At 36.7% G+C, this 13,152-nt stretch carries 15 protein-coding genes and 1 pseudogene; 3 read left to right on the top strand and 13 right to left on the bottom strand.

Going from position 1 to position 13,152, the window contains the following annotated elements; genetic code table 11:
* Nucleotides 1-316 precede the first annotated feature (316 nt).
* Together O3599_RS01000 and ruvB are read right to left on the bottom strand one after the other, a co-directional pair.
* Nucleotides 317-889, bottom strand: a complete 573-nt coding sequence (locus O3599_RS01000) for a nucleotidyltransferase family protein (RefSeq protein ID WP_247939607.1) — start codon at nt 887-889, stop codon at nt 317-319.
* Nucleotides 870-1,868, bottom strand: coding sequence for a Holliday junction branch migration DNA helicase RuvB (gene ruvB, locus O3599_RS00995; protein ID WP_009014280.1), 999 nt, complete (start codon nt 1,866-1,868; stop codon nt 870-872). The genes O3599_RS01000 and ruvB overlap by 20 nt, the downstream gene beginning before the upstream one ends.
* A gap of 122 nt (nt 1,869-1,990) precedes the next feature.
* Between ruvB and O3599_RS00990 the strand changes: the two genes are divergently transcribed.
* Complete coding sequence (locus O3599_RS00990) at nt 1,991-2,083, top strand: type I toxin-antitoxin system Fst family toxin (protein WP_000969509.1); 93 nt, start codon at nt 1,991-1,993, stop codon at nt 2,081-2,083.
* Nucleotides 2,084-2,227: 144 nt separating this feature from the next.
* On the opposite strand, the gene O3599_RS00985 is transcribed toward O3599_RS00990, so the two are convergent.
* Genes O3599_RS00985 through O3599_RS00975 form a run of 3 tightly spaced genes read right to left on the bottom strand, consistent with a single transcriptional unit; the run spans nt 2,228 to nt 4,625 of the window.
* Nucleotides 2,228-2,950, bottom strand: a complete 723-nt coding sequence (locus O3599_RS00985) for an ABC transporter permease (protein ID WP_225306564.1) — start codon at nt 2,948-2,950, stop codon at nt 2,228-2,230.
* Nucleotides 2,951-2,956: 6 nt separating this feature from the next.
* Nucleotides 2,957-3,706 carry an ABC transporter permease gene (locus tag O3599_RS00980; RefSeq protein WP_227325511.1) on the bottom strand — a complete coding sequence of 250 codons (750 nt, stop codon included), beginning with the start codon at nt 3,704-3,706 and terminating at the stop codon, nt 2,957-2,959.
* Entirely contained in the window at nt 3,690-4,625 is a 936-nt protein-coding gene (locus O3599_RS00975) for an ABC transporter ATP-binding protein (RefSeq protein ID WP_125392883.1), read from the bottom strand. Before O3599_RS00975 ends, O3599_RS00980 begins: the two co-directional genes overlap by 17 nt.
* Nucleotides 4,626-5,161: 536 nt before the next feature.
* On the opposite strand from O3599_RS00975, the gene O3599_RS00970 reads away from it, so the two are divergent.
* Entirely contained in the window at nt 5,162-6,022 is an 861-nt protein-coding gene (locus O3599_RS00970) for a helix-turn-helix domain-containing protein (RefSeq protein WP_094753249.1), read from the top strand.
* An 82-nt stretch (nt 6,023-6,104) separates the two neighbouring features.
* Here O3599_RS00970 and O3599_RS00965 read toward each other — a convergent pair.
* Nucleotides 6,105-6,299, bottom strand: a pseudogene (locus O3599_RS00965) (DUF5966 family protein); the annotation flags it as partial.
* 190 nt (nt 6,300-6,489) lie between these two features.
* Between O3599_RS00965 and O3599_RS00960 the strand changes: the two are divergent.
* Complete coding sequence (locus tag O3599_RS00960; protein WP_094753251.1) at nt 6,490-6,582, top strand: type I toxin-antitoxin system Fst family toxin; 93 nt, start codon at nt 6,490-6,492, stop codon at nt 6,580-6,582.
* 816 nt (nt 6,583-7,398) lie between these two features.
* On the opposite strand, the gene O3599_RS00955 is transcribed toward O3599_RS00960, so the two are convergent.
* The 7 genes from O3599_RS00955 to O3599_RS00925 all read right to left on the bottom strand — a co-directional run bounded on the left by O3599_RS00955 (nt 7,399) and on the right by O3599_RS00925 (nt 13,131).
* The gene (locus O3599_RS00955) at nt 7,399-7,815 is read right to left on the bottom strand and encodes a GNAT family N-acetyltransferase (protein ID WP_212573616.1); all 417 of its coding nucleotides are present in this window, start codon (nt 7,813-7,815) and stop codon (nt 7,399-7,401) included.
* Between the two features lie 11 nt (nt 7,816-7,826).
* A complete protein-coding gene (locus O3599_RS00950) occupies nt 7,827-8,522 on the bottom strand; it encodes a GNAT family N-acetyltransferase (protein ID WP_049499490.1) in 696 nt (231 codons plus the stop codon).
* Between the two features lie 94 nt (nt 8,523-8,616).
* Entirely contained in the window at nt 8,617-9,036 is a 420-nt protein-coding gene (locus O3599_RS00945; RefSeq protein ID WP_020902698.1) for a DUF3021 domain-containing protein, read from the bottom strand.
* A 9-nt stretch (nt 9,037-9,045) separates the two neighbouring features.
* Entirely contained in the window at nt 9,046-9,501 is a 456-nt protein-coding gene (locus O3599_RS00940; protein ID WP_000701930.1) for a LytTR family DNA-binding domain-containing protein, read from the bottom strand.
* 18 nt (nt 9,502-9,519) lie between these two features.
* On the bottom strand, nt 9,520-10,362 hold the full coding sequence (locus O3599_RS00935; protein WP_247939710.1) for an ABC transporter permease: 843 nt from the start codon (nt 10,360-10,362) through the stop codon (nt 9,520-9,522).
* Nucleotides 10,362-11,228: an ABC transporter ATP-binding protein gene (locus O3599_RS00930; RefSeq protein ID WP_247939711.1), complete on the bottom strand. Its 867-nt coding sequence runs from the start codon at nt 11,226-11,228 to the stop codon at nt 10,362-10,364. The genes O3599_RS00935 and O3599_RS00930 overlap by 1 nt, the downstream gene beginning before the upstream one ends.
* Before the next feature lie 670 nt (nt 11,229-11,898).
* Entirely contained in the window at nt 11,899-13,131 is a 1,233-nt protein-coding gene (locus O3599_RS00925) for an acyl-CoA thioesterase/BAAT N-terminal domain-containing protein (protein ID WP_261804938.1), read from the bottom strand.
* Nucleotides 13,132-13,152: the final 21 nt, after the last annotated feature.

Here is a 13,152-nt window from a genome sequence, read left to right as displayed (position 1 = left end):
TCATTATACCATATTTCCCTATTTTCTTCTATCACTAAGCTATTTATACTCTTCGAAAATCAAATTCAAACCACGTCAGCTCTATCTGCAGCCTCAAAACAGTGTTTTGAGCAACCTGCGGCTAGCTTCCTAGTTTGGTCTTTGATTTTCATTGAGTATTATTCTCAGGCACCAAGCCCATTTTTCAAAAAAATAAGCCGCCTGATTGGGCGACTCTATTTTTTATAGGGAGATTATTATGAAAAAGTTTTAGGAGTTTAAGTTAAGGTCTTCTTAACTTATGGACTTAGTATACACTTCCTAGCTTAAAGTTTCCTTAAGTATTTTTTAAAATCAAATTTTTCCATTTCTCCTGCCAATTTTTCTTGGATAGACGTGTTCGATAGAGAACCATTCGGTCTTGATTCTCTAAAAAATGAGGAGTTGGACGAACTTGAAAATTCAAAATATCCTCCAAACCGTATGGAGTAAAGAGTTCCAAAACGGATTTTTCATTCAAGCGCAGTCCAACTGCCGTACACCGTTCTGGATACTTACTCATAGCATCACGGGAACTGGTATAGGGAGCAGTATGAGGACTGTGCTGGTGCATATAGAGCTGATTTTTCAATTCCCACTGGTACTGAGGAAAGTCCTCTCTCAACTTGTTCTCTATAGCCAGCGTCTCTTCATAACTCACATCTGGGTCAAAGAAAATGACATCAACATCTGTTTCACAGTCAAAAGGTGATTTGTATGACAAAAGATTCCAGATGAAATTTCGTACCGAACCTGCTGCCAACCACGAGTCTTTCAGACCAAGATCTCGTATGATCGTCAGAATAGCCATCATATCCGGATTTTCTCTGAAAGCTTCTAGAATTTCTTGTTTATTTTTCATTATACTCATACCCTAAATGCTCGTAGGCCTTAGCCGTTGCAACCCGTCCAGACCGTGTTCGCATGATAAAGCCTTTCTGGATTAGGTAAGGTTCGTACATATCCTCAACCGTCTCACGCTCTTCAGCGATATTCACAGAAAGAGTTCCTAATCCGACAGGACCACCACCATACATCTCAATCATGGTACGAAGGATTTTTTGGTCCACATAGTCCAAACCTTCATGATCAACATCCAGCATAGTTAATGCCTTATCGGTAATAACATCATCAATGACCCCATTCCCCATAATCTGGGCAAAATCGCGCACGCGCTTGAGGAGACGATTGGCAATACGAGGGGTTCCACGACTACGCAAGGCCAGCTCAGAAGCTGCCTCATGAGTAATTTCCATCTCAAAAATATCTGCCGTCCGCTCAACAATTTCTGTCAAGTCAGCATGGGCATAGTATTCCATATGCCCCGTAATCCCAAAACGTGCCCGTAGAGGATTTGACAGCATACCAGCCCGAGTCGTCGCACCAATCAAGGTAAAAGGTGGTAACTCCAAATGAACACTACGACTACCCTCACCAGCCCCAATCATAATATCGATGTAAAAGTCCTCCATCGCACTATAAAGCACCTCTTCCACCGACATAGGCAAGCGGTGAATTTCATCAATAAAGAGGACATCCCCAGGCTCTAAGTCATTCAAAATCGCTACCAGATCACCAGCTTTTTCGATAACAGGACCCGACGTCTGCTTGAGATTAACTCCCAGTTCATTGGCAATAACAAAGGCCATGGTCGTCTTCCCCAAACCTGGAGGCCCGAAAAGGAGGACATGATCCAGCGCTTCATCCCGCATTTTAGCGGCTTCGATAAAGATTTGAAGCTGGTCCTTAACCTTATCCTGCCCGATATATTCACGTAAATACTGAGGACGGAGCGTGCGTTCTACTAGCTCCTCGTCCCCCATTATCTCATTATCTAAAATTCTACTCATGGCTCTATTATATCAAAAAACCAAGCCACAAACAAAAAAGCCACCCGATTGGGTGACTCCCGAGTTTGGCACTTTATTCTAAGTCACTGCTTCACCGCCTGCGAGAAGAGGTGAGATAGCCCATGATGGATACAATACTTAAAACTATCATCGGACCAATTGTGGTCGGTGTCGTTCTTCGATTAGTCGATAAATGGCTAAACAAGGACAAATAGTGTCAAAAAAGACCTCAAGCTTAATGTGGAAGTTAGCTTGAGGTCTTTTCTAGCCTATGATATAGAACTAGTACTCAATTCCTTTTTATTATCCCACAGTTCACAAAATTTGTCAAAGGTTTATATCCTCATCTACTCAGCTTGTCATTTATAAGCAAAAATAATGTTCATCATGCGTTTATCTGCCAACAAATAAAGGAGACATGCCACCAAGGTAATCAGCCACACGGCATATACAGAAACTGTTAAAACCGTGAATTCCTCCATGATGATTAGTAGTAAATTTGCCAGATAATATCTCCCAACAACCGTTGTTAAAGTAAACAAACCTGCAAATGACAATAAAAAGGCAAGTGGTAGGGCAAGAATAAGTTCCTTCCGATATTTTCCTAAGAAGAGGACAATAATGCCAGCAGACAGTGTATAAGCAAAAGCAATTACTCCATAACCAAATCCCCACGATAAAATTGTAAGACTAGAGAAAGCAAAATCACCATCCATTAGCTCTAGGACAACCATAGCCAAAAAGGTGAATTCACTGACTAGTAGATTTATCAATAAAGTAAGCATAAACTTCGCTTGGAGTAATTGTTTCAAATCGACAGGAATCAGTCTGAGATTTGAAATCGTTTTAGACACTTGTTCTATTCTTATCAAATCCACTAAAATCATGCTCGAAAAAGGGAGGAGAAAATAGTAGTTCAAAAAGAAGAAACCATTTTCTACATACCAACCATTCACACTACCGTACGAATGCCCTTGATAAATCTGATGACCAATCATAAACTCTAACAAAAAGAGCAGGATGGCTACAAAGGGAATCATATACAGTATCTTTCGCCTTCTTAGTTTAGTCAATTCTAGCATCAACATTTATTCATCCACCTTTCTTAACCAAGATTTAATGGACAAGAAAGACAAAACAAGTAAAGATAAACCTAGTACAATAATCGATAAGATAACTGGCTGTTGAAGCACCACTCCTTCTCTGTTTCCTTCCCAAATTAAACTGTTAGCGCTTGTAACTGGACTGATATTTGGACTCGTCCTTGCTAAAAAAAATGACACTAAAACATACATGACGCCGACCAAATTTCCAACTATCTCCTTGCCTCTTACTTTTATCATGAGCAAAGCAACTAAAGGAAATACACCCATGGGAATTAAGACACCACTACTCATACAAAGATAGAAGAATCTTAATAATAAAGACAAACTGACTGTTGAAGAAAAGCGAGATAGTAGTGCAAATAAGGAAACCGAAATATAGGTGAATAACATGATACAAAGAGCGTTGATTTCAATATACAAAATCTTAGCCCAGAATGTCTTCATCAGATTTGCTGAAGCGAGTTTCAAGTTGTTCATGATGCGATAGCGATATTCTACACCAAATGCCTGTATTGTATAGGAAACACAATACAAAGGGAGAATCAAAAAGTTTAAATAAGACAAAGAGAATTTATAGACAAAGGGAAAGGAGTCAAACAAGCCTCTCGCATCATTTACATAATAACAGATGAGAGCTAGGTAGAGGGAAACAACACCATATACGACAAAATTCAGTTTTTGATGCCTTTGTTTGAGAAATTCAATCTTCACTAAATCAAGCAATTCCCTCACCTCCTGTTATCCGCTTAAAGTAATCCTCTAAACTTTCATTGTTTTTATAAGAATATTCTTTTAGAACTATTCCGTTGTCTTTTAAGGAGTTAGATACGACTGCAATGTCAAAAGTAGGTGATTCTCCCTGAAGTTCAAGTTCTATATCCGAAAGAATACTAATCTGTTCTTGCAGATTTATCCTGCAAAGCACTTCCTTAGCTTGAGGAGCATCCGAAACAATTAGGTGGATTTTCCTTTTATCTGCACCATCTATTAATTCCTTCATAGTCTTTTCAGCCATAAGGTGGGCATCATGCAGTATCCCAACTCTATCTACAAGCTTTTCAAGTTCTGAAATAATGTGGCTGGATATTAAAATCGAAATGCCATGATTGGTACTGAGTTCCTTTAGATAACGGCGCATTTCAAGGATACCAATAGGATCTAAACCATTTGTTGGTTCATCTAATATCAGAATTTTCGGCTGGTGCATAATAGCGTTAGCAATTGCTAACCTTTGCTTCATTCCCAAAGAATACTGCTTGAATAGTTTTTTATTTTCCCCATCTAATCCTACTACTTGTAAAGCTTGCTCTACTTGTTTTAGCGAAACTCCTCTCAATCTCGCAAAAATAGAGAGATTTTCAGGTCCCGTTAAATTAGGATAAAAAGAAGCACTGTCCAATACCACACCGATTTGAGATAGCAAATCCTTAGAAAATTCACCTAACAGTTTTTCAGATAGAATATTCACTTCACCACTATCCATCGCTGTCAAACCTAAAATAGCTTTGATAAAGGTAGTCTTTCCAGCGCCATTTCTTCCTAGTAAGCCATAGATTTCTCCCTGTTTTAGCGTAAAGTCTATCTTATCTAAGACAATCTTCCCATCATAGGATTTTGATAAATTAGATGTCTGTATTACTGGATTTCTCATTTTATTCTCCTCCTAACATCTATACACCCACATCAAAAGACATAATAGAGTAGTTCCTGTATAACTAGTTATATGAGAAGGTAATAGGGTATAGCAAACTTACAGTCCCCCCTTTAAGTCCTTCAATCTGTGGCACGATTCATTATATAAATGTTACTTCACAAACATTCAATAAATAAATCCTCCAGTCCAAGATTAACTACACTAATTGTTGAAGCTTGTTGTATAACTCTCAAATCCAAAATATATTGTAATTGATTTACAGTTTTTAAAAGCAACCGCTTACAAAGAATCCTAAAAAAATATATTCTAAAAATGATTTTACGAAACTTTGCTAAAATACTCATATTAACCACATTTTCTTATCTTTACACTTGTAAGTGTACTACTTTGAATCTTCTTTGTCAATAAAAAGTATTCTTTTTTTCAGTTTATTTCCTATTTATTCTTTTGAGACTATTTCTATGCCAGGAAGTTGAAAAATAGAGATTAAAAGTATATAATTAATCATAAATTTATTTAAAGAAGGTTTAAAGATGAGCATATTATCTGACAAACTAAAAGCAAAGAGAAAAGAAAAAGGCTTCTCACAAAAAACACTTTCCGAAGGAATTTGTGAGCAAAGCCAAATCAGCAAAATAGAACGTGGCAACTATATGCCTGCTGCTGATTTACTCTATAAACTTGCAAATCGGCTTCAAGTTCCCTTAGAATATTTTTTCGATGAACAGATTGAAATGACTTCCAATATAACACCGTTTAAGAAATTAGCAGAAAAATTACTTGAAGATCGTAATTACGAGGATTTAGAATACCTCTTAAACTTAGAAAAAGAAAAGTCTCAGTATCTGTCTACTGAGGATGAATTTTATCTTCTATGGATTCAAGCGATTATCCTTTTCTACTTACATGGTTCCAAAGATGAAGCTATTGCCAGTCTAGAAAACACTTTGCCAAAACTTTCGTCTAGTTCATCTGTGTATCTTAAACTCCTCAATACTTTATCTAATTTTTATTTTTCTGTAGGGCGTGATGCAGAATACGAAGAAAATAACTCACTTCTTATCAGTTTGTATCAGGAAAAAGATTTAAACCATCAAGAGTATTTATTTGGTTATATTCGAGTTAAACATAATTTCGCTTATTATTTACACTCTAAAGGGAAAGAGTTAGAAGCTGTCCAAGAGGCCTTAGAAACCATTGACTTTTGTAAACAAAAAGAGACCAGCTATCAGCTGGCACCTCTTTTAACTATCGTTGCGAACGCCGGAAAAGATTTTTTAAAGCACGATGAAATTCTTGACTATTATTTACAGGCTCGTGATATCTGTAAAATATACGGGCACAAGCTCTTGATGGCTAAGATTGACCATTTTTTGAAAGATAAGGATAGGTGACTTCGATCGTAATAAGTTATAATTACCAATTAGCTAGAAACATAAAAGTGGAGAGGAACTAATGTAGTTTTCTCCACTTTTGTTAATATCCCCTCTTCCACTTGTATCCTGCCCAGCATGCTAAAGCCAGTAAAACTAAATTAAAGATGATAAAGAAAGTCGTAAAACCAAATAATCCATTCTGGGATAAATCTTCTACATAAAGGTTGGATTCAGTAAAGAACAGATAAATTCCATAACCCTCCACGAAAATAAGAAAACTGACAAAACCAATCATAAGTCTGAGAAAAAAGTCTTTAAAATCAAAAAACGCATAATATCAGTGTTGAAAACCTGATACTATGCGTTTTATTGTGGAAAGATTTACTTCATTTTCTCCTGAAATTGAGTTTTTGCCCAATTTCTCTTTTATGGTATAATATTGTTCGGCACTTCTACACCGCCTGCGAGAGGAGGTGAATTAGCCCATGATGGATACAATACTTAAAACTATCATCGGACCAATTGTGGTCGGTGTCGTTCTTCGCTTAGTCGATAAATGGCTAAACAAGAACAAATAGTGTCAAAAAGACCCCAAGCTTATTTGGACGTGAGCTTGGGGTCTTTTCTAGCCTATGATATAGACACAATACTTAATTCCCTTTTATTATCCCACAGTTGACAAAATTTGTCAAAACTTTACATTCTCAGCTTCTCAAGCTTTAACCGCTTTACAACAAGACTTTCAAGTTTAAGAGAAAGTTAGGGATTCTATCAATTTCATAGAAATTTTGATTTAGTAAACGAAGAGACAATCTTACATGTCACTCCTCATTTAATACGCCACTACTGGACAAGCAAAATCATTATTACAGCAGTTCCAGTCCTTCAATTAACAGTCACTTAAATTCAAAGTAAGGTTGAAGTAGCTGAAGCGACAACAGAACTATTTATTAGTCATATTCGCTAAAAAAAGTCCCCGCCAATTCCCCGACCAAAATCCGAAAAATATCGGAAAATGATTTTTAGAATAGTCCCCAAAATCCTGAAATAGAGCCAAAAAACTCCACCTGATTGGGTGGAGTTAAGGGAGATTATTATGAAAAAGAAAAGTTTAGGATTTTATTAAATAAAGTTAGGAGGTCTTTATTTAATAACTATATGATACAAGACAAAGCTTAAAACTAGCTTAACTTTTCTCAAATTTTACTATTTTGCAAAAAAAATCTATCACCATCACCTATCCACGAAAAAAGCCACCTGATTGGGTGGCTTCATTAGGAGATTATGATGAAAAAAGTTTTAGGATTTCATTAAATAAAGTTAGGAGGTCTTTATTTAATGACTATATAATACTAGACCATCCTTAAATTTTGCTTAATAAAAAACAAATTTTATTATTTTTCTCGATTCATCCAAGTCATCCCTATACAATTATAGGTGGATAAGATTTCAAAGCCCATAGAACGATAGAATCTCAAGGTTCTTTCTGTCTGTTCTGTCACCAGCTGGACTTGATAGACATCTTTGTAAGCCTCTAAAGCCTCTTTCATTAGGGCACTACCAATCCCTTGACGCTGATAGATAGGTAAAACGATTAAATCTTGAACCAATACTGATGAGAATCCATCTCCAACCAAACGAATCAAGCCCACCACAGTATCATCATCAAGCGCCACATAAATCGCTAATGAATGAGATAAGGCCTGCTCCAGCATCTCTGGTTGATGGGTATAATTTGTCCAACCGACAGCCTGATAGAGATGCAAAACATCCTCTAACTTGACAATTTCTTGCTTTTTAATAGTGATCATGTCAACACCTATTAAAGCTCTCTTAAGCTCTTGTACTGTCGTCCATTTTTATCAAAATTTTCAGGAGCCAACCATGCTTCCAATCGAGCTTTGACTTTGGGCCAGTCCTTATCAATCATAGACAACCAATCCGTATCACGAGTACGCCCCTTATATACGACTGCCTGGCGGAAGGTCCCTTCATAGACAAATCCCAAACGCTCCGCAGCTCGTCTGGATGGCAGATTAAGAGAATCACATTTCCATTCGTAGCGACGATAGTTAAGCTCCTCAAAAACATAGCGCGCCAAGAGATAGTGAGCTTCTGTCCCTATTCGTGTTCCCCTGAGCTCTGGAGAAAAAGTGACCGCTCCCACTTCTATCACTCGGTTATTTTGGTCAATGCGCATGAGAGAAAAAGTTCCCAAAGCCTTACCAGTTGCCTTGTCTATGATTGCATAGTAAAAACGGTCCTTACGAGCCAACATCTGATTTAAAAGGCTAACCAACTCCTCCATATCTGCTACTGGCTCCTGAAAAAGGTAGGTCCACATCTCCCGAGGAGTATCCAGGCCATAAACAGCTAGCAAATCCTCCGCATGTTTTTCTACCGAGAGAGCCTCTATCCGAGCATAACGCCCTTCTAAGAAATCAATAGAAGGCAATTCACCTGGTGTATAACCTTCCATTGACTCCCCAACCATTTGACCATATTCGTTTACTGGCATCTTTCTTCTCCTTGTTTTACGCTGAAAATACTATATCACAAATTGTTCTCTTTGGAAACTGGCACTGTCTTCAAACTTCATCCTCAACACTATATTAGTGACCCGTTTTCTGTCTTTTATCCTCTAAGGCTTGATTAATTCGTTGGGTGAGTTTGTGATTTTTCCAGATTTGATACAACCATATCAATCCATAAATTAACAAGAAAAAGAACCAAAGCAAGGGACTCCACAAGGCTGAACCCCAGCCCAAAAATAGAGAGGTCAATACTAAAATAGTAGCTGTCACTAATAAATGAACTCCTACACGTATACTAAAAGCAAGAAACTCTAGCTTTTCAAGTATTAAAGTCAATACCCCCATAATTCCACCCATTAAAAACAGAGCTAGAATATTTTTTATCATTGGTTCAGGATAGGTAATACCTGGATAACACTGAGCTAATAACATCATACTCAAATAAAAGAAGGAAGCCGTACGCATTCCCGATACAAAATAATCAATTAATCGTTTCATGATTTTCTCCTATAAACCTAGATAATTCATTAAGGACTTAACGTATTTCCGACTCACACTAGATTTGATGCCCCGAGTCATTTTAGCCATCATGTTCCCTGAAAAACTATCTGATAACGATTCTAAGTGGTCAATGTTTATAATTGAATGGCGTGATATCTGTATAAAGTTCCGTCGGTTAATCCTATTCTGAAAGTTTGTCAATGTTTCCTTAGTTTTATAAATCCCGTCTACCGTATAAATGGTCAACAAGTTCTTATCGATATCTGCTAAAATAAGATCCTCAATTTTCACCATAACCAGATGATCATCCGTTCGAATAGGAATGACCACCTGATTGGTTGTTGAAAATTGTTCTAAATACTCCATGACTTCCCTCGCTTGGTCGGTTAACTGAGCTGCCTGAATTACAATATGTGGGTCCTTTTCTGAAAACTCTGCCTTCATTTCAAAACGAATCTTCATTTTCTCTCCAATATACTTTTATTTTCTCTTGCTAAACACTTTAACAAATAAAATCCAAAGAAAAATAGCGACAAGACTGATAATAACCACTATAAAGTATGTCTCTTCCTTTGTCAATAGTTCTTGCCAGTTGATTTGGATTCCCATTTTTTCTTGAAATTCCTTTAACAATCTGCTATTTCCTGTAAATGCAGTTTCTAACCGCTCTTTCATTAAAATTTGTCGATAGAGAGAAGCAATATAAGTTGCAGGGGTACACTTCATGATAATTTGTGCAAAATCAGGTAATACTCCAATGGGGATATAAGTTCCTACCAAAAATCCAGAAGCAGTCCCCACTATAGTTGCCAGTTTGCCAAGACTATCTACAGATTGAAAACGGTAAATCAAAAGAATATTTACCACACTTGAAAGCAGACTGCTTAACAGCATAATCAAAGTAATTTCCGGTAAATAACTGATAACTGGACTTTCTCTAAAATAAAGGCTCATAACAGCAAACATAAACACCTGCATGATAAAAGAGATGGCAATACTACTGATTAGATAGGACACCTGTAAACCCCAGCTACCTAAATCTGTCAAGAAGAGATCTTGATCCACTTGATTTTCACGATCCTGTACCATTTGTGTAAGAGCCGTAAAACTGGTTGTAATCCCAGTCACAGCCAAGGTCCCACCCATCAGCCAGTTATTTAAAAGGTTCGTATTATCAGGGAGTTGGGACCAAGCATCCGTCAAGTTCTTCTGCAAAAAAATGATATAAAGGAAGAAGGAAATCAATGCCCCCAATAATGAGAAAAATACTCCTGAACGATTACGAAAATATAAGATAAAATTCCGTTTCAATAAAGCTAACATTAGCGAACCTCTCTTCCTGTAAGTGCAATAAAGGCATCATCCATAGTACCTGGACGAAACTCAAAAGAATCAATTTCTTCTCGAACTTTTTCCAAATATTCAATGGCTTCCTGTGACGTCCTTGGATAAAAAAGATATTCCATCTCATTTTCTTCCTTTACTGTCATTCCAGTCTGTAATAACTTTTCTAAATCCTTCATTTCTTTAAAACGAATTTTTAGGATATTGGATGCATACTGACTTTTAATAGCCGTCGCAGAACCTTTCGCAATCACTTTCCCATGATCAACGATATAAATCTGATCCGCTTCATCCGCTTCATCCAGATAATGAGTCGTTAAGATAATAGTCATCCCTTCATCCTTTTGTAGTCGAGACAGTAAATCCCAAATGGCTTTGCGAGTCTGAATATCTAGACCTGTCGTTGGTTCATCTAAGAAAAGAATATCTGGCTGTGAAAGAAGAGCACGCGCAATATCAACCCGACGTTTTTGTCCACCTGACAAAGTCCCATATAGTTGTTTCTGGAAAGCAGTCAAGCCCAGTTGATGGATCAAATCATCCACACGACTTGCTACAATCTCCTTATACTGTTGAGCACGAATCGTGAGATTTTCCCTAACCGTTAACATCTCATCTAGTACACTAGCTTGAAAAACAACTCCGATTTTCGTATTTGGCGCATAGCGAATCTGACCTTGTGTCGGCTTTTTCAAGCCGATTAACATGGAAATAGTGGTTGATTTACCTGCACCATTGGGACCCAAAATAGCATTGAAACTTCCTTTTTCAAACTCTAACTGAATATCGTCAACAGCCATATGAGTACCGTACCGTTTAATCAAATGTTTAGCTTGTAAAATCATATTTATTTCCTCCTCTTTACCTCACCAGTTTAACAAAAATAATGAAAGAAAAATCGACTTTTGAGATAAGTGGTTAAAATGAGAGGTTAAGTGGTGAGATGATTAGGGTTAAGTTAAAGTAGAGAAGGCTACAGCCATTTTTCTCCTACCGAATTGCTAAATGAAGCTTAAAAACACTTACAAAAACACATTATATTTTTAAATATGCGCTATAAAAGAGATGTTTTACCGCATCTGGCCGAAAAATTCAAGAATCGGTAGTATTATTCTCGCCAAATCAAACAATAAAAAATTAACTAGAAATCATGACACACAATCCCTTCTATCAAAATGAAACTGCTGAATATGATATGATTGAATTTGAAGCAAGTAAGTATTGTCCTGAATTTGAAACTTCCATTAGCCAAATTTTTGACGACAAGTAAATCCATTAGGAAATAATATATGAAAAGAATTTTCAATACAAGCAAAAAACAGCTCTTTTTATCCGAGAAGAACTGTTCTATTTTATGAAAGAGAAAGTCACTAGTAACTCTTGTACTTCTCTCTACGTTTTTACTGTTTGAGTTCAAATTTCTCTTATTTTAGTGTTTGCTTTTGTAGACTGAACTACCAACCAGAACTGTGTTTTTATCTTAGTTGGAACTATTATAGTACGGTTCAGCACTATCTACAAATTTTTCAGATGTGTATCAAAATAATTTATCGTGGCAAACCAAGAGTCTACACTTTCTTTCATTAATAAGCGCCAATCTTTTCGATAACGATGATTCGCTTGATAAGCAACCGTCAACATATGCCCTGTTTCATGGTATTTTTTAAACAAAATGGATTCCCCTTTATAATGTGAAATGATATCATCTATCGCGGATGATGCATTCCATATTTCATCAACATCGCTTCCTAGTAATAATAAAGGAGAGGAAATTTTACTCACATCAATCTGGGCCCTACTATCTTCAGGAATATGTTTTCCAAAAAACTTGTTTAACAAGTAATTTCCTAACTGAAATTTTTGATACGGAAGTTCTTTTTGCAAATATGTCCAAGAAGATGAATGAGAGTTGAGTTTTCCCTTTATTCCCTCAAATATTACATTTGAGGGGGAATTGAGTACCAAACATTGCACATCATCCAAAATACTTTGTCCAGCCAGAACAAGCTCTGCTCCTTTAGAGCGACCATATATTCCTATTTTTGTATTATCAACTTGAGGATGATGGTATAGAAAATCTTTCGCCTCCTCCAGACATTCTATCGGAATTCGTTCTAAATTTTGAGATAATCCCTCTAAACCAAAATAAGCTATCGCAAGACAAATATAGCCTCTTGAAGATAAAAGTTGGGCAATATTCTGAGCTTTTTCAATTCTTCCCTCACTACCGCTAACAATAATCACGGCTGGCGCCCTTCTTAACTTTTCATCATAGAATAATCGACCTTGAAAATGCTTGTCATAGATATCTTGATATCTTACTCCTAGATTCATATAACGCCTTACGAAACTTTGCTCCGCGACCACATCTTTCCCCAGCTTGATTTTAATTTCAACACCAAAACAATCTCGTAATGGAATTCTATCAAGAGAACTCGGTAATCTCCTTTTCCTATTCTTCAACGGTTTCGCATTAAAGAATAATCCCATTTCTGAAACCCCTTTATAAGATCCCGAAATAGATGCTGTCTGAGAGGTATCAATCATACCGTCCTGATCAGATAAAAAAATTGCGGTTGATTTCCATATAACATCATGATCTAAAAGCAAGGGAGCATTTATACAGTAATAATCAGACAGGTACATTTCTACACAATACATTGCCCTTGGTTCTAAACCATTAATAGCAATATAAAAAGATTCATCCGCTAAATCTGTTTGTGAAATCAGTTCTATGTTTACAGTCATATCTTCTCCTTTTTGTTAATT

This window comes from Streptococcus sp. 27098_8_103, assembly GCF_041432345.1.
Taxonomy (GTDB): Bacteria; Bacillota; Bacilli; order Lactobacillales; family Streptococcaceae; genus Streptococcus; species Streptococcus mitis_BV.
Note: the sequence above shows the minus strand (reverse complement) of the source record. Positions and strands in the feature narration are given on the sequence as shown.